Raw genomic sequence first — 17,373 nt, forward strand, 5'->3', positions numbered from 1 at the left:
GGCGTTAAAAATCTTCAAAATCAAAGTCGTCAGCCTCGATGGTGTCTTGGGACGGCGACAACGGTTGGCTAGCGGGCTGTTCCCGTTGACTGGGCGTGGCAGTTCCTTTCGGCCCTTCGGCGGTCTTCGGCGCTCCCGGCTTAAGACCAACCTTCTGATGCGCAATGACAGGCTCAACGCTCGCTAAATCAAGGTCGGTGTACAGGAGCTTGTTTTCGGACTGACGCTCGAATTCAGTCGCGAGAGCTCCGTCTGGCGTGAACACCTGCATGAAGTCGCGAAGCCGCTGTTTGTCGCGCTCGCCGTCCGAGAGCGATCCGTGCCGGCTGTTGAACTCTTCCGTGATTGCGCGCTTCTCGACTTCGGTCAGCATTGCGAGGCCATGCAGGTTGTTGCAAATCGCCCGGACCCACGTCTCTTTGACCCGCACGTAGACGGACGAGGCGTCCCACGGGTCGTATCGAACGTGTACGCTCTCGCCATCGAGCTGTGCGGAATCAAACACCTCGTTCCAATAGAGTCGCTGGTCTACTTTGACGCCTCGTTGACGGTGGACCTGACGCGTGCCCGTGCGGTCAACTGGCGGACACGTTGCAATCAGGAAGTCGCGATTAAACTGAATGTGAGTCTGCGGACGTCTGCCGTTCTCTCGCATGCCACGTACGAAGGCCTCGCGCGGTGACTCTTGTAGCGCCGGGTGAATATTTTGGTCGTAGTACTCCCATGCCCAGTGCTGAATGCCTTGGTATAGGGCGCCGATGGTCCACTCCGCGAGTTTCTGAGGCAGGTGGGAGCCGGTCACCATACGGACGTTTTTCGTCGCTTTCGTATTGCCAGCCAGGTTGTGGATGTATTCGGTGTTCAAGCGACCAAACATGCGCTCCAGCACTGCACCATGTCTTGGCTGCCCGGCCGGTCGAAAGCGCAGGTGAGTGCCCATTGCGCGAAGGAACGATTCGAATGCAGCCGACAAGAAATCACTGCCATTGTCGACAACGATGAATTCCGGAAGGCGATTAAACCGCCGCACCATGTCCCGGACCGTCATCATCACGGAGGTGTAGGAAGGCGAATCGAAAGTAAGATAAATCGCCACGATGCGTCGCGACCAAGCATCTACGGCAAGCGATAGCCACGGGCGGCCAAGCGCCTTCCCGGTCCGGCTCGAGATGACCTCAATGTCGAGCAACGTGTGGTCGATGTGCACATACTGGAACGGCCGGCTACCATGCGCGGGCGAGTCGTGATGCAGGACATCGACGAATGTGCTCCCCTGATACGCAATTCGTTTCCCATATCGTGTGCGGACGTCTCTGTTGGTTTCGCGGGCTTTGATCCGCGCAATCAGCGTGGGATATGAAGGTGGCACCTCGCCCGCCTCAGAGAACGCGACCAGCAACATGCGGTGGCAAGTCTTGTAGTTGATGGCCTTGCTGTTGAGCCATTGCTCGTCGATGACGCCGTCCATCAGTTCCATCTGTCGCGGACTCAATCGCGAAGTGCGGTTTCCCCTTGCACCTGTATTCGGCACGAGCGCAAGAACCTCGTTGGCGCCATTGGCGAGAGCAATTTCTTGGCGCGCCTTCCAGCGGCGAAGCGTGCGTCCAGAAACGTTGGCGGGCTCGGATTCGGCCTCCAACTGCGCTTGCCGGCGAAGGGCGGCCTCAAAATCCTCCTTCGAAAATCGGCTCAGGTCTTGGCTGGCTTGCTGGTCTTGCTGCGGGGACTTCAGTTGGCCTTTTTCGTGCGCGCTCTCCAGCCAATCACGCGTCAACGTTATGGTCGAGCCATCCTGTCCGTTGCAGACGACTGAGTCGCCAGCGACCATAACGATGGTGAGCTCGTTGCCTTCGAACACGAACTTGGCGCCGTTGGCGATGTTGAACGCGAAACGGTCGACACCTGGCAAGCTGCCCGAACGCGTGTCGGCAAGCATGAAGTCGCGCAATGCTTCGTCGCGGTAGAGGCGAAAGCTGCGCTTGTCGCTCAGCGATTGACCGTCGAGGTCGGTCGTCACGCGGTTCGCCGCGATCGCTCGATTCAGCATGTCGGCATCGAATTCGTGCGGGGGTCCGAGCAGCTCCATGAAGGTGAGGGAGCCATGCATTTGCAGCACGTCGTGGAGTCTCTCGCGAACGTCGTCCGGGCATGGTTCGGCAAGGTGCAGGTAGTCGGCCAGGTAGAGGAGGTTGTCTACGCGCCGGCGCGGAATCGATGCATCGCTGACTACGCGATAGCGAATGCCGAGGTCGGCGAGGTGCTTCTCGACTTGCGGCGCATACCATTCGCCGTCGCTGCCCTTCGAGTAGCGCCACGGATATTTTTCAGCGAGTCGAGCGAGCTTAGCCTCGGAAACCCAGTCTTCAAGAGTGAAGCCGTCCTCACTGATGGTGAGGAAATGCGGGATGTGAAGGATATTGCGGATTTCGCCGGTCGAGTCGTCGACGAGCTTGAGCTTCAGCTCGCACGGTGCCGTGTAGTACTCAAGCACGTTGGCTGAGTGTTCCTTCGTCACTGCCGCAGGAAACTCGATATGGCGGGTTTCGGTGCGAATATCACGGCCCATTTTCTTGCTGGCCAGGATAGAGACCACGCTGCCCGGTAGCGGGTTGACGGGGCGCACGGGCGCTTGAGCGCGAGCATCGAGAATGAGTTGCCGGCCTTTGTCGGGCGTGCCTAGTTTGTCGAAGAGTTCAGTGAGTCGAAGCTTGTCTAGCATTTACGTCGTCGAGAGTGAAGTGGCTATATAGACGTGTAAGTTCGGCGGCGGTGCATGACGTGCGAATAGGTCGCATACGACTGAAATTAGTGCGTTCGGCCGTTTCATCGGAACTCGCTTGGGATGAGGGAAGGTGAGGACGCACGACGATCGCGCTTTCGCCGGGGAAAGGTCCGGAAGGAAGTTACGAGCGTCGAGCCGCGGAGCGGTCACTTTTGGCATGCGACGTTATGCGCGCTCGCGGCCAGCCTGCATCGATCCGGGCCACCACACAGGATTGGCAAAGCGCCATCTCGCGCTAGAATGTGTCGGCTCCAAGAGTGTCGAACGCCGCAAGTCCCGCATCGCCATACCTTGGAGGATCCGGAACTCCCAATGTGCGCACTGGACAGGCGGCGTCACGTGTTCAGTCAGAGGAGGTGAGGGACCTCTCGGAGTTGAGAGAAATCAAGCTCCGCAAATAAACAAAAAGACGGAATGCGCTGATGCAAATAATTAATAAGATTGCGGCGTGGGCTGCCGAACAGCCGGCGTGGATTGACGACGCGGTGCGTCGGTTGATGGCTGGCAAGTTGACCGATAAGGATCTGCATGAGCTAGCTGCCCTGGCAAAGGCGGAGCACGGGTTGGCCGACCCGAATCACCCGGTTCCCAAGCGACTCGACCCGGAGGTAATGCCTGTCGCTGGGAACGACGGCAGAGACGTGAGCCTGAAGGCATTGCGGTCGCCGCAGCACTTGAATGCGATCGACCCCGGCCAAGCGCTGACGTTCGAAGCGGCCGGTTTGACCGTCGTTTATGGTTACAACGGTTCAGGTAAGTCAGGCTATGCGCGGGCTTTAAAGATGGCCTGCCGGGCGCGCAATGTCGAAAACATACTTCCCGATGTGTACGCCGCATCGAAAGGTCCCGCATCTTCGGGCGCTGTCTTCGATTGGAATGAAGGGCAAACCGCCCAGTCACAAGCGTGGATCGTCGGGACGGTTCCACCGGCACCCCTCTCGCAAATCTCTGTCTTCGACGCACACTGCGCTCGCGTATTCGTGGATAGCCAAGCAAAGGTTCTCTTTGTTCCAGATGGGATGGAGGTCATCCATGGACTGTCCGACGCGCTGGGTGCCATCCAGCGGCTGATAGAAATTGACAGGAAGAGCAACGTCTTCGACCACTCTCAGCTTGCCTCGCTGGCCGGAACAACCGTCGTCGGTCGAGCTCACGCGCAGCTTGGCCGAAAAAGCGATGTGGAAGCACTGAAGAAGCTCGCTGTGCTGTCGGATGAAGAGGAGGCCGAGCGACAGGTGCTCTCCAAGCTTCTGAAAGAAGCTGATCCGGTGAAACTCGCGGCCGCCATCCGTCGCACCGCGACGCGGCTTGGAAGTCTTCGCAATGAGCTCGCAGCGCTTGAGGCGCCATTGTCGGACAAGGCTACTGGTCATTTGGCCGATGCCTTTGTCGTCATGGTTGCGATGGAAGCTGCGTCGAAACTGGCGGCAGAGGCGCTTGAGGCCGATGGAGCGACGGTTGCTGGGACTGGCACCGAGCCTTGGGAGATCTTGATGCGCAGCGCTATCAAGTACGCGACGGAAGTCGCTTATCCTGGGCATGCGTTTCCGGGGCCCGAGCACGACGCCCACTGCGTTCTCTGTCAGCAGCCGCTTACCGAAGAAGCAAACGGTAGGCTGAAGTCCTTTTTTCAATTTTTGCAGGCCGACGCGCAGAAGAAGGCCATCGAGGCACGAGAGGTCTCAAAGAGGCTTTACTTGGCCATCAAGGCGCTCAATTTTGGCGCTTTCCCGGCGGACCCGGCGCTCTTCGAAGAGCTTCAGGAAAATCATCCGGCACTGGAGACCGCCATCCGCGAGTATGTGGCAGCGCTGACGCGTCGTCAGGCGAGCGTCGCAGCCATGACGCCGAACCGCAAGTTGGATCCCCTCCAAGCGTTGCCTGCGTCACCTTTCGCAATGCTGGACGAATTGATCAGCAAACAACTTCGAGAAGCTGCTCGACTCGAGAAAGCGCTGACGCCGCAAGAACGCGAACTGAAGACCAAGCTGCTTGCCGACTTCGACGCCAGGGCCAAGCTTGCGGAAATGTTGCCGAAGGTTCTTGAGGCCATAGATTGGCACAAGCGCGACAATTCGTTCGGCGAGGCCATTAAGGGATGCAGTACGCGGACGGTCACTAGCAAGATCAGCGAGTTGTATGAAGCGCACGTCACCGAAGAGCTGCGGAAAGCTTTTGCTCAGGAGCTCGCGGACCTTGGTCTCAGCAGGCTGGACGTTGCCTTGGAGATGACCGGGCAGAAGGGCGCTCGCATGCAACAGCTGAAGCTCCGAACTTCGTCCCAGTACGCCCGTGCGAAGGCGTCAGACATCCTAAGCGAGGGCGAGCAGCGGGTCATCGCCATGGCGCTGTTCTTGGCGGAGGTCGGCATTGAGCCCGGCCGGTCGGGGTTGATTTTCGATGACCCGGTATCATCCCTTGACCATATGCGTCGCGAGAGAATCGCTAAGCGCCTGGTTCTTGAGGCGAAGCGGCGCCAAATCATCGTGTTCACGCACGACCTGGCCTTTCCGTGGGCGCTGAAGGATTTCGCTGAAGACAATGGAGTTAGCGTAGCAGATCGACACATCTACGCTGCGGGCCCCAGGAAGGGCATCTGCCAAGACGGCTTGCCCTTCGAGGGAAAGAAGTTGACCGCGCGGGTTAACGACCTTCTTGAGCAAGCAAAGCGCGCGAGGAAGGTGCTGGAGGAAGAGCACAACAACGAGCTTTACAACGACATCGTGCGTAATTGCTACAGGCGAATGCGGGACACATGGGAACTGCTCATCGAGGAGCACCTTTTTGCAGGCACCGTGAAGCGATTCAGACGCGCCGTTGAAACCTCCAAGCTGCGGTATGTATCTGTTGGCGACGCGGAAGCCAGCGCAGTGTTCAATGGGATGACTCGGTGCTCTAACTTCACCCATGAAGGAGGAGCCGAGGCACCGCCGGCGCTCCCTGACCCCGATGAGTTCCTTTCTGACATCGAGGCGCTCGCGGCTGCTTTGAAGATGATCGATGAGAATAAGAAGGAAACCGAGAAGCGCCGGCTCGAAGCAGGACTGGCAACGCAGTAGCCAGGCTTGGGGAGGCCGTTCCCAAAATCGGCCGTCGGCTCCAGCGGCCGCGAGGAGCGTCGACGGTGCAGGAGCTATTGAACGAAATCTGTCAAACGCGACGAGGCCCAGCTGACTACGCTCCCGCGCTTCTAACACAGGTAGTTTGCATTGGGCCGCCCGACGAACAATAACCGCGCCAGTTCTCAATCATCGTCGAGTCAAACGAAATCTGCTCTTCGTTGGTTTCCGGCCAATAGCTCGCTATGAAGCCGCATTGCTGGCTGAGAAACATGATCACAGGTCGGTATTCGCTAGGCCTGTGCGGTGTCTGCTGGAGCAAGATCGCATCCGAACATGAAGCTTTAATTGCGGCCAGATTCCTTCTAGCCGACTCGTATGCACTGTCTGCGTCGGGATGCTGCGCCTTTATCGCGTGGACCCAGGCGATAGCCTTTTCGCGACCGGACTGACGCGCTGGGCTGTCGCCGTTCGGGCTTAACGTTATCGTGAACGAAGCAGGAGCTTCTCCCGAAACGTCAAGCGGCATCGGGTCCGACCTCTCGACGGCACGAAGCGCAGCGTCATCCCATTGCGGATTCCCGCTCGAGCGCGAAACAATCGCGGACAAAAGGGTGCCCGTCTTCCCGAGACGGACCGCGATTACTGTCTCTAGTCCGCTGGTATCGCCGGCCCAAATGATGTTCGGCCGAACTCGGCGCTTCGCTCTTTCTGCATAAAAGCTCGAGGGAGCCGCCTGGGTCGAGTCTGGAATCGGTTGTGCCGTGCCGATAAATCCGCTCTGACCGGAAGTTGTCGCATTTGCATTGACGATTGGCGGCTCCGAAGCGGTTGCCGACTCTACAGGTTGGTTCATTATTGCAACAAGGCGATCGCGCTGTTCGGTGTACCAGGTCACAAGACACGACTTGTTAAAGCAATTGGCGTTTCTCCAGTTCCATGCCTTTCGAGCGGCGTCTGCAAAGCCCTTCTTGTCGGGTGTAGTTGCCTTTGCCTGGGCGAAAACCGTTGCAAGGTCCAGATCCAGAGACGCAAGTTCGGCGTCGCTGCAAATCAGTTTCTCGGACGTTGAATGGGCTTTCTTGCAGTCGAAGCTGGTGATGACCTTCGGCTCTTCGGGGACAGGTGTAGCAGGGAGCGCAACGGGCGCCTTAGAGGATAAATCGCTGCCCCCGCTGTTTGCATATCGCGCCGGCGCTGCGGTTTCGCTGTTGCTCGAACTGTGCGACGCGCCCACCACCATGCGGATGAAGACAGCAACCAAAATGCCGACGATCCAAAACCAACCGGTGCGCTTCTTGGCACCGGTAGTCGAAGCTGAGCTCGGAGGGACTTCCGCAGCCGTCGGATGGGGCGTCGATGAATGTGCTTGTTCGTGCTTCTCACTCTCGGGCGGCTCAGCGTCGTGTTGCTGCTCTTCGCCGGAAGCCCGACGGACGGGTTCGTCCGCATCGATGAGGCTTGCGTCATATCGCTGGCGCCTGTCAGCGTCGCCCAAGACCTCATACGCCTCATTCAGAATCTTCATGATCCGCGTGGCGTCCGGACTGCTGTTCTTGTCCGGATGGTACCGCTGGCTCAACGCTTTATAAGCTGCTCGGATGACCTCGGGCGGCGCGTTGCGGGATACCTTTAAATTGTCGTAGTGAGTGTGCGGTCGAGACATACGCGCGGATCATTTCGAATTTTGTCTCTGGATTACGGCACGGTTTGCTAGAAATTTAGCGCGGCATGGGGAGAAGCGTCGGCCGGAAGGTCATTCGAATGCGTGGCCTACCGCACTGCCGGCGAGAAATTGCGCCGACCGTAGAGGTCACCGACGAGCATACCTGCCGCTGACATCGGCGCCTTTTGCAACATCGGGGACACGCCTCCACCTGCTTATGCCGTTCCAGAACGTTGTCTCTGATTGCGAAGAATCGGTCATATACGACCGAAATTGATGGCAGAATGAAACTTTGACAAGACCTGCGACCGGACGGGAAGCGGACGCGGGACTGTGCCGCCCGGTCCATCCTTCCTCGGCTTGAAAGGACTTGGTTTGCCATCCATTTCGATCAACGGCGTGTCGGCGCCTGCAGCAGATCGAGCGCACTCATTGCGTCCGGGACAGATTCCACTTCGAGGAAGCGCCCGCCCGCGGCGGTGAGTGGGACTTCTGTGTTATCGCAGTAGATGACGTCGCCGCTAGCCAGGAGCGCCAGGAGGTCCTCGACTGAAACCGAGCGGACGCCCACCTTCATCTCGAACGCCTCTTCGTCTTCTCGAGCTTGCTTTTGTGCATCCGATTCCTTCGAGAACAAGTCAAACGATGTGGCTTCGTAACCACCTGAATTGACGCACCGAATTTCGATAGGTTGTCCATCCGAGTCCACGTCACCAAACAGCGCAATCTGGCTGGTTCGTTTCACGTGCTCATGTTCGACACCACGGCCAATGGTCCGAAACCCGTTTGACCCGCGCTTCGTTAGATGTGGTGAGAGCGCAATCTCTGTCGTTGCGAGGTCGTCCAAGCGGGCGAGCGGATATAGGGCCTGCCAACGAAGACGTCGCATCCGCCGTTCTGAAACTCAGTTCGCTCCAGTCTGCGGTGCTGCCCCATTCCCTTCGGCCGGCGTGCTTGATGTATCGCTCATTCAATGAGAAGAGACCGGCTGAGCCGCGCCCTCGACTCGGGAAACGGTATTGTTACAAATCAGTTTGGAATCTCACTTTTGAAAAGGAACGATCGAATAACGGGCTTTTTCAGCGCCCGTGATTTCGAAGAACATTTCAGCGCGAATGTCGCATTGTTTTAATGGCGGCCCGATGTTATACATGTCAACAGTCACGCGTCGGCCGAGCACAAGCCGCCCGACGTTAGCCGCCTCTTCCGACTGAAGAGCTTCGGCGGTGACCTCCAAGCGTGGACGGGTTGTGACCGGTGGCGCGCTGGAGAAATTCCGCACCACGGGGATGGGGCCTGAAAAAGCGGACACGCTGGCGAAGCTAGAGGCGTGGGACCCGAGACAGTCTGGCGGAGTCGGTCATTTGAGCACCGATGGAAGGGCACCTGCGCTAACGTCAGGGGCCTCCGGCATTGCCTTTCTACTCTAAAAACACATATGCTCACTGAGGAATTTCTCCAGTGAGCGGTGTTGTCATTTCTCAGTAGAGAAATTCTCACAGAAGGATCTGCTCGGTCTTAAAGGCGATGCTTGCGTAAGCATCACTGTGTCTTTTCGCGTTGCGCGATCTAGGGCCGCTGCGCGGCTGGCAGCCAGGGCGTGCGGGGGCGGGCGCGGGATTGTCTGTCGGCCGTTGGAGGCGCGATGTTTTAGCAGCGAAGGGCGTTTCATCGCGATCCACTCAGCGCTCTCTCGAGGTTCTCTCTGAAAGGATTCTGTTTTCGGTAGCGGGGTGTAGGCCGCTGCGCGGCGGGCAGCCAGGGAGGAGGGTGACAGGGCTCGACGATCGCGAGACGCGCCCAGGCTCCGTTCCTGGCCCGCGCCTGTCTCGTCGTTCTCTCGCGAAAGAGCTTTCGCAAGCTGATGGATTTCGAAGCTCGACCGTTCCTCTTGGCTGCCGGCACATGCGCGACTCCGCCTGACGGCCGGTTCGCCGTATTCGCTCACCGCGAAAGCAATCGATACTGCGGAAGGCTACGGTGTCAAGGTGTCGCGCGCAAGGATGTCGGGTCCCGAGTGGCAGACTGCGATAGCGATTTTCATCGCGAACACGGTGCACGCCTCGCGAGAACGGGAGCGCTGAAAGAAGCCGTATAGCTGGCGAGATCCTCATCGCATCTAGAAGTTGAAAAAAATCTGCCGGACCTGGCCGGCGCAGATAGCGCAGCCAAACTCTTGCTACCAATCCCGCGCCACGATATAATCATCATACGTTTTGACTGCGCTTGCTCTTCGAGGGAATTGAGCTAGCGCGGGATTCCGAGGGCGAGTGTTGTCCCGGTGCTGAAGCAGCCGCTGCAATGGCGCTGTTTCTTTGGATCTTCGTGCCGCGCGGCGTGGATAGTTGCGCCTGCACGGGCCTGAAGCAAGTTTGCTTCAGGATGTCCCTCCGTACGCGTTGCGGAGAAGCATCGGGGCTACGGCATCTGCGCCGTAGCAGAACTCATCGGAATCAAAGGAACACCTATGTTGGACGCTGTCTTTTCTCTCAATGCCGACCCGTTCATTGCTGTCGGCAACCTTACCAAGCTCGAGCAATTCCGCGGATTCGCCACGTCGAAACTCGCAGCGGGTCTGCCCGCAGATTTCCCTATGCTTTCCTGCCCAATCGCGGACGAGGATGCACCTTTCATTCCGGCTGGCGTTATTCGGTATCGCATGAATTTCGGAGCCGCTATCGGAGTAGGTTCGCCTCTGATGACCATGCGACTGCAAATCAACGGTGCCCAAATCTACTGGCTGGCCGACCCGACGGACCCGGAGGTCTGCGCCGCATTCGCGAGGTGGAAGCGCGCCGGCCGGGTGCCGATATCGCTCAATTTCGACAAAGGAAACGAGCGCGAGTGCACGTTCTGCGTGCCGGAAATATCGAAGCGCCTGTCTGGCATGGAAGACCTCCGGGAGTACGCTGGGCAGCCGTTGACTGAGTACGTCTGGAAAAGCATGGTGACGCTATCTGCCAGCGGGAAGCTGCAGCGGCAGGCTACCTCCGACCTTCCCAACGTTCCGCTAGAACGCGTGCTCGTCAACCTTCTGGTGGCGGAGCGCCTGGCGCCTTTCGTGAGAGGGCGGCTGCACGACGTGAAACCGAAAAACGGGATTTTATCCTTCGGACTAGGAAATATGGCTTCAGCGTAGCTGGCTCGAACTCACGATGCGCGGCTAAAGATCGCCGCGCCATTACTCTCTCCTTCGAACACTCTTCGGAATAAGGAATATGCAAGCTCACATCTCTATCAATACCGCACACTGGCCCGTCGGTATTGGCGGCATCGTAGACTTGCGGTCACTCCCTGTACGCCCGAAACAAACCCATCGGAATGCGCGCCGACACTCCGGTACTGACGTGTTCGGTCGCGCCCGCAGATGCTGGTTGGCTGTCGAAGAGCAGTGGCCGGGCCTGTTTCGGCTTTGGGTACATTCCGCGCGCAGATGGCCTGCTGATGACCATCCGCGCGCAGATTGGCGGGCTGCAAATCTACTGCGTCGCAGAGATGGCCGACCCCGGAAGTATGGGCCGCCATCGACAAGTGGAAGAAGGTGCGACGCGTTCCTGTTTTGCACGAGACGCATGAAGGTGAGCGAACCGACCACGCTTTCGGTGCGTTCGACTTTCCTGTGGGAACGTTGCACAACGAGGCGCATCGGCATCAGCCTGACCCGGAGCCGACGGCTCAAGGGCTCCAGAGCATAGTATCCTTCTTGGGAAGCGGAGCTTTACAACTGTGGGCAGGAGCGGACATCGCTGGTGTTCCCTTGCAGCAGGTACTGACAAACGTGATTATCGCGGAGCGGTTCACGCCGTTTGCAGAAGCGTCGCCGGTTCCCGGTGTAAGGACTCGCCGCAAATGAATGGGAGGTGCGCGTCTTCAGAGCCGCGCGCGTTCTTGGCTGTCAGTCGCTCTCCCCGAATATGGCAGTTCGCAGACTATGCGACAGAGATTTTCATGGCAATGTTGCGGACTTCGACTCCTCGATTTTCCGTGTCCCCTCCTGGATCATCGCGAACACTCCACGAACACCGCCAAGAACCTCGCGAGGAACGAGCTGCTGCAGCTCGCGTAGATTCGGTGCTCTCCCTGTCGCGAGAATGTCCTCGACTGCCGCTTCGATCGCTTTCCCAGCTTCAAGTCGGTGTACCTCGCTACGGCCGCGCTGTTGTGCTGTCCACTTTGCCGCGATGACGCCCGCCTTCGCATTGTCGATACGGTAGAGTTGTCGCCGATGCACCTCCAGTTGCCGCGCCGCCTCTCTCACGCTGATAGGAATATCTGATTGACGCACTTTGTCCATCTGCTCCTTGATGCCGGCGCCGTCGCGCTGGCGCGGCGATGCGCGCTTCCTGTAGTCGGGGAACAGTTCTGCCAACGAAGGAGTTTCACGCAAGCACGGAACCTCGCCATCAACACATCCAGTCAGCAGCGCCAGGAGCGACACGCCCGTCTGCGATGCGATACGCAAGTGAGCCGCAAGTGTGGGGACGCCTTGCTTGAACCAGTAATGCACGGTTGACTTGTTCGAGCCGATACGCCGCGCGAACCTTGCGCTCATCCCGTCGTCGAGTTGGTCGACAAGCTTCCGAACTCGCTCCATCATGGCGCCGCGATCCGGTGCCGAGATTATCGAAGCCTGCGCGGCCAGAAGCTGCCCGACCTGCGCAGCTTTCCACGTCTCGGCAGCAGACGCTGATGCATGCGCCTCTTGAACTCTGCCGAGAGGTGCTCCGCAGTAGCAGCACCATCCAGGAACAACGCATGCAGCGTTGTTCCTCGCCCCGGTACGGCCGCAGTCTGAGCAGGCATCCGGGAGTCGGGTGCCATGCTTTGCGCAAACATCGATGTCGCCGACATCCCACGCGAGTCGGAAATAGGGCATTCCTCCTTGAACCAAGTCCTCTTCGAAGCACGCGGCGCACCATCGAGTCGTCGCCGGCGGCTTGCTGCTTTGTGCGATCACGTTGCGCCAAGGACGGAGCGTCAACAAGTCGAGACGCTCGACGCTCGTCATCGCCGACAACGCGCACGCATATCGTTCCGCGACATCCCCCATGCCGCTGAGGTTCACATCCTTCCAGAAGTTTTTTGGCGGAGCCGACCAACCGCACGACTTCGAAATTCTGTGCAACAAGTCTGTTGAAGATACGCAATGTGCCACTGCGAGGCGGCAGAAGTAGCTCGTGAGGCTCTCCACATCCGCGGTTCCGACGCCGATGGGCGGGAATGCATAAAGCGCCGAGCGTGGAGGGCAATTGTCGTCTTCCATCAGGTCGTCCGTGGCAAACTGGCCGTCTCAGATGCGGTCATGCAGCGATCAGGTTGGGGCCGATTCCCGATTCACCATCAAGAATCTCCTCGAGGATGCGATTGTGTTGAGCCTGGGACAAAAGTGCGCGCTGTAGAGAGGCGGTTGTCCACATATTCGTGATAGTCGCGAATCGGGCCGCACGGACGAGTACGCCGCTGAGGGTGCCTATGCACCCCAAGGTGTTCTCATGAAGCGCTTTCGAATATTTTGTGAGCTTTCCGCCCCACAGTTCGGGAAGCGTTTTCTCAAATCCGGAGACGCAACGCTCGAACGCCTGGACGTCCTCAGGCCGATCTTGCCGGTAGCGTTCGAAATGAACCACGTGAGTTCTGCGCGCGAGCTGCCCCGAGAGGGAAACCAAGTGATGCAGGTCATAGGAGCCGATGAGCACCATTTGCGTTCCACACAGGTTCGCCAGCGATTTCAACGTGTCGAGTTGAATCTCAAGTCTATTGCGGCCGCGAGTCTGCCGAATGATGTGTGCGGCTTCGTCGATAACTAGGAACCGCACCTGTCGCGCGCGAAGGCCGCGCTCGACTGCTGTACGCAGAGCCGCGAGCGTTGTTGCCCGGTTGGCGGCGCGAGGCTTGTTCATTCGGCCGGTTTCCGGGTCGACTCCATAAGCCAGCTTCGGAGACTCCGTATCGTCGTCAAGCTGCGAAAGGATCCGCTGATAGAAGAGACGCCAGGAGAAGTTGTTTTCCCCAGACGAGGGCGCCTCTGTGAAGAGCGCGGGAATGATCCCACGTTGTCTTTCGAGTTGACCGTGCGCTTGTTTAAGAGCATTGTTGACGATGTGCTTGGCGAGTGTCGTCTTGCCGGCGCCGCTGGGGCCGCACACCAGCAAGATACTGTCCTGGCTGCCCTCATAGATCAGTGTGTCGAGTTCAGTCATCACCTCGGTCACGCGCGTGTGTCTGATACGCTTCGCAGCCAACACTTCAATCTGTGAATCGACGTGCGACTTCTCGTTGCCATGTCCGGCGTTCATTTGAGCCTCCTATAAGTCGGCGAAGTGATCAAGGTCCGCAAGCACAGCACCACCGACGTCCAGCTCCCGAGCCAGCGGTGCGCCATCAGAGGAGCAATATTCAGATGCCAGTCTGCGCGCAGCGGGCGGCTCGCCTACCAGCACGCTGCGATGAGGGGCTGCGATGGGTTCGATGTTCGCCATATGCAGTCCGGTGTACAGGTCCTTGTTCTCCGACTGCCGCTCGAGCTCCAATGCGAGTGCTCCTTCTGGCTTGAACACCCGAAGGAACTCCCGCAGGCGCTGGGCATGTTGCTCGTCGTCAGCAGGCGCTGTGAGATGGCTGTTGTATTCGGCAGTCAGAGCACGTTTGTCCACTTCAGTCAGTTGACCAAGCCCGTAGAGGCTTCTACTGATGGCTCGAACCCATCCGTCTTTTAGCAGGACGTAGACAGATGACTTGTCCCACGGATCGTTGCGCGTTGCCAGCGACTCGCCAGCGACCTTTGGCAACTTGAAGGATGGATTCCAATAGAATCGATTGTCGACTTTCACGCCGCGCTGAGAGTTCACTGTACGGACGCCGGAGCGGTCGACGGGCGGACAGGTCGCGATCAGGAAATCCCGATTAAACACGATGTGCCGTTGAGGGCGGTGTCCGTTCTCTCGTAGGCCACGGCGAAACGCATCTCGCGGTGATTCGCCCAACGCGGGATGTGTCTGCTGGTCGTAATAATCGAAGGCCCAGTGCTGCAGCCCAAGATATAGACAGCGCAAAGTCCACTCGGCGAGCTTCTTTGGCAGATGTGAGCCTGTCACCATCCGTATGTTCTTTGTCGCCTTCGTGTTGCCCGCGAGGTTGTGAATGTATTCGGTGTTGAGCCGACCGAACATGCGCTCGAGTACCGCACCATGTCGCGGTTCTCCTTTTGGACGGAAGCGCAAATGCGTGCGCATCACACGAAGGAACGTTTGGAATGCCAGTGTCATGAAGTCGCGACCGTTGTCGACAATGAAAAATTCCGGAAGGCGATTGCACCGGCGCACCAAGTCCCGAATGACCATCATGACCGAGCGATATGAAGGCGGATCGAAAGTGAGATAGAAGGCGAGCACTCGCCTTGACCAAGCGTCAACTGCCAGCGTTAACCAAGGACGCCCCAACGGCTTGCCGGTACGACTCGAGATGAGCTCGATGTCGACCTCGGTATGATCTATATGGACGTATTGGAAGGGGCGACTGCCGTGGACAGGAGTGTCGTAGTAGAGGACATCGACGAAAAGAGCTTCCTGGTACGCAATGCGTTTTCCATGGCGAGTTCGTACGTCGCGATTCGTCTTGCGCGCTTTGATCCGTGCAATCAAGGTCGGGTATGAAGGAGCCTTCTCGCCCGTGCCATCGAAGGCGATGACCATGTGGTGGTAGCACACCGTGTAGTTGATGGCGTCGCTGGTGCGCCACTCGGTGTCGATGACCTCGTCCATGCGGGTGAACTGCGTTTCGGTGAGCCTCGGCGTCCGATTACCTTTCGCCGCGTTGTTGGGTACCAGCGCAAGCGCAGCATTATCACCGTTAGCCAGAGCAACGAGTCGTCGAGCCAACCAACGTCTAAGTGTCCGCGACGATACGTGTCCGTCGGTATTCATCGAGTCGAGGATCGTCTGTCTGCGAAGGGCGGTTTCCAGTTCCGCCTGCGAGTATCGACTAACGTCCGTACCTGATGTTGTTCCCTCGGTAGGGACTGCTGTGATTTGATTCTTTTCGTGCGCAAGTTCAATCCAATCACGCGTGAGCTCGACGTTCGTGCCATCCTGCCGACTGCACACGATCGATTCCTCTCCGACGAGGGCCATCGTCAGCTCCTGGCCATCAAACAGGAACCGGGAACCCGCGGCGATTTCGAGCGAGAAGGACTCCGCTCTGGGCAGCCACCGGAGGCCGCTATTCGCGATGAGCAGGTCGCGTAGCGCTGCGTCACGGTAGAGAAAGAACGCTCGCTTGTCTGCGAGTGGCTCCAGGTCGAGAGCTGTCGCGACGAGGTTCTCAGCGATGGCCTGATTGAGGAAGTCGGCGGAGAAACCGTATGGAGCCTCGAGCAACTCGAAGAAGGATAGGGCGCCTTGTTCAGCTAAGGCGGCGTTGAGCCGATCGACGCTCTCCGGAGAAAGCGGTTTCGCTCCCGGCAGGAAATAGTCGGCTAAGTCAAGGAGATTCTCGATGCGTCGACGTGGAATGCACTCTTCGCTAAAGACTCGGTACCGCACACCCAACTCGGCAAGCTGCTTCTCAATCTGCGGGGAGCACCATTGGCCGTCGCTCGCACGAACGTAACGGTAAGGGTATTTCTCCGCAAGACGCAGCAGCTTCGCTTCGGATTTCCACTCCTCGAGCGTGAAGCCGTCGCTGCGAATGGTGAGATAATCCGGGACGTGCTGGATCTTTTTGATTGCGCCGGTGGATTCGTCTACGAGATTGAGCTTGAGCTCGCATGGCTGCGCATAGTATTCCAGGACGTCTTTCGCGTGTTCCTTGGTCACGGCAACCGCAAACTCGATATGTCGGCTTTCGGTCCGGATGTCGCGCGCCATCTTCTCACTCGCGAGAACGGTGATGACGTTCCCACCTCGAGAGCTCACGTCGCGAACCGGTGCGTGCAACCGCGCGTGCGCGACGAGCTTCTGGCCGGCAGGCGGCGTGCCGAGGCGTTCAAAAAGCTCAGCAAGTTGAGATTTGCTCAGCATGGCGTGTGGCGGGAACGCAATCAGGATGAGATCGTGTAGGGAGGCGCGTTGTCGATGTGACCCGAGCGGCGCGCATACGATGAAATGCTATATAGCGCAAGTGCAGACAGCGAGCGTGAAGGATCAAACGAACCAAGAAGCAAGCAATGAGCAAACGACCGAATGCGGTTCCGGAAACGGATAATGTCTACGAGGAGTGGGAGGAGGAGGCGAGGGAGCTCATCGTGTCGAAGATGAACGAACTCAAACTCAGCTTTAAGGAGTTGGCGCTTCGGCTTGAGCGCCTCGGAGTCGTTGAGTCTGCGGGTCAGCTTAACCGCAAGATCAATCGCAAACGGTTCTCCGCGGCCTTCATGCTCGCATGCCTCGACGCGATGGAGGAGGAAACCTCCAGCTAGCAAAATGGATCGCTCCGTTGCACCGGTCGCTGCCGGTGCAGTGTTGGCGTTGATCTTCTCTCTCTCGGTCGACATCGCCGCCTCCGCCATCACGGCTACTCCGGTTCCGTGCGAGAAAATGGTTCGCGTTGCCACTGCATCAACAGGCGACGGAGGTGGAGCGTATGGGTCGGAACTCGCGTAGCCAGGGTGGCACGGAACAATGCGGCGGCTTGCGGGTAGCGCTGCTGCGCCGGCTTTTGTGCGTCACGTCTCGTCGCTTTGAGGTACCCCTTGAAGGTGGGACGTCGAAGGTTCGAAACGACATCTTCCAGCATATCCACGTCGAGGTCGCGTCGGCTAACACGCGATCTGAGCATCCAGAATTCCAAGGCGGGCCAGACCGTCCCGGCCCATTCTTCGCGAAGTTCTCTCTTTGAGGTTTTCATTTTCCAGGTTCCAACTGAGGTTT

Annotated in this window: 10 protein-coding genes; 3 read left to right on the forward strand and 7 right to left on the reverse strand. The window is 58.4% G+C overall.

Annotation, left to right across the window (positions count from 1 at the left end; translation table 11 throughout):
- Positions 1–4: 4 nt before the first annotated feature.
- A complete protein-coding gene (locus JYK05_RS14645) occupies positions 5–2,719 on the reverse strand; it encodes a Mu transposase C-terminal domain-containing protein (protein WP_175940983.1) in 2,715 nt (904 codons plus the stop codon).
- A gap of 485 nt (positions 2,720–3,204) precedes the next feature.
- Here JYK05_RS14645 and JYK05_RS14650 point away from each other — a divergent pair, with 485 nt between their 5' ends.
- Positions 3,205–5,841, forward strand: coding sequence for an AAA family ATPase (locus tag JYK05_RS14650; RefSeq protein ID WP_175940984.1), 2,637 nt, complete (start codon positions 3,205–3,207; stop codon positions 5,839–5,841).
- Positions 5,842–5,956: 115 nt separating this feature from the next.
- Here the strand turns inward: JYK05_RS14650 and JYK05_RS26710 are convergent, their stop codons facing one another.
- The 3 genes from JYK05_RS26710 to JYK05_RS14670 form a co-directional block, all read right to left on the reverse strand.
- Positions 5,957–7,507, reverse strand: coding sequence for a TonB family protein (locus JYK05_RS26710; RefSeq protein ID WP_371826445.1), 1,551 nt, complete (start codon positions 7,505–7,507; stop codon positions 5,957–5,959).
- Between the two features lie 391 nt (positions 7,508–7,898).
- Complete coding sequence (locus JYK05_RS14665) at positions 7,899–8,252, reverse strand: hypothetical protein (RefSeq protein WP_175940985.1); 354 nt, start codon at positions 8,250–8,252, stop codon at positions 7,899–7,901.
- A gap of 297 nt (positions 8,253–8,549) precedes the next feature.
- Positions 8,550–8,744, reverse strand: a complete 195-nt coding sequence (locus tag JYK05_RS14670; protein WP_175940986.1) for a hypothetical protein — start codon at positions 8,742–8,744, stop codon at positions 8,550–8,552.
- Between the two features lie 1,230 nt (positions 8,745–9,974).
- Between JYK05_RS14670 and JYK05_RS14675 the strand changes: the two genes are divergently transcribed.
- Positions 9,975–10,646: a hypothetical protein gene (locus JYK05_RS14675; RefSeq protein WP_241269965.1), complete on the forward strand. Its 672-nt coding sequence runs from the start codon at positions 9,975–9,977 to the stop codon at positions 10,644–10,646.
- A gap of 807 nt (positions 10,647–11,453) precedes the next feature.
- On the opposite strand, the gene JYK05_RS14680 is transcribed toward JYK05_RS14675, so the two are convergent.
- Genes JYK05_RS14680 through JYK05_RS14690 form a run of 3 tightly spaced genes read right to left on the reverse strand, consistent with a single transcriptional unit; the run spans position 11,454 to position 16,524 of the window.
- Positions 11,454–12,770: a TniQ family protein gene (locus JYK05_RS14680; RefSeq protein ID WP_175940987.1), complete on the reverse strand. Its 1,317-nt coding sequence runs from the start codon at positions 12,768–12,770 to the stop codon at positions 11,454–11,456.
- A 37-nt stretch (positions 12,771–12,807) separates the two neighbouring features.
- Positions 12,808–13,803, reverse strand: a complete 996-nt coding sequence (locus JYK05_RS14685) for an AAA family ATPase (protein ID WP_175940988.1) — start codon at positions 13,801–13,803, stop codon at positions 12,808–12,810.
- Positions 13,804–13,812: 9 nt separating this feature from the next.
- Positions 13,813–16,524, reverse strand: a complete 2,712-nt coding sequence (locus JYK05_RS14690) for a Mu transposase C-terminal domain-containing protein (protein ID WP_206469203.1) — start codon at positions 16,522–16,524, stop codon at positions 13,813–13,815.
- A gap of 146 nt (positions 16,525–16,670) precedes the next feature.
- On the opposite strand from JYK05_RS14690, the gene JYK05_RS14695 reads away from it, so the two are divergent.
- Complete coding sequence (locus tag JYK05_RS14695; RefSeq protein ID WP_175940990.1) at positions 16,671–16,922, forward strand: DUF6471 domain-containing protein; 252 nt, start codon at positions 16,671–16,673, stop codon at positions 16,920–16,922.
- Positions 16,923–17,373: the final 451 nt, after the last annotated feature.

Origin of the sequence: Caballeronia sp. M1242 (assembly GCF_017220215.1) — a bacterium.
In the GTDB taxonomy this organism is placed as follows: domain Bacteria; phylum Pseudomonadota; class Gammaproteobacteria; order Burkholderiales; family Burkholderiaceae; genus Caballeronia.

Excerpts from the sequence above, each read along its gene's own strand:
- JYK05_RS14645 (WP_175940983.1), bottom strand. The coding sequence starts at position 2,719 with ATGCTAGACAAGCTTCGACTCACTGAACTCTTCGACAAACTAGGCACG.
- JYK05_RS14650 (WP_175940984.1), top strand. The coding sequence starts at position 3,205 with ATGCAAATAATTAATAAGATTGCGGCGTGGGCTGCCGAACAGCCGGCG.
- JYK05_RS26710 (WP_371826445.1), bottom strand. The coding sequence starts at position 7,507 with ATGTCTCGACCGCACACTCACTACGACAATTTAAAGGTATCCCGCAAC.
- JYK05_RS14675 (WP_241269965.1), top strand. The coding sequence starts at position 9,975 with ATGTTGGACGCTGTCTTTTCTCTCAATGCCGACCCGTTCATTGCTGTC.
- JYK05_RS14680 (WP_175940987.1), bottom strand. The coding sequence starts at position 12,770 with ATGGAAGACGACAATTGCCCTCCACGCTCGGCGCTTTATGCATTCCCG.
- JYK05_RS14685 (WP_175940988.1), bottom strand. The coding sequence starts at position 13,803 with ATGAACGCCGGACATGGCAACGAGAAGTCGCACGTCGATTCACAGATT.
- JYK05_RS14690 (WP_206469203.1), bottom strand. The coding sequence starts at position 16,524 with ATGCTGAGCAAATCTCAACTTGCTGAGCTTTTTGAACGCCTCGGCACG.
- JYK05_RS14695 (WP_175940990.1), top strand. The coding sequence starts at position 16,671 with ATGAGCAAACGACCGAATGCGGTTCCGGAAACGGATAATGTCTACGAG.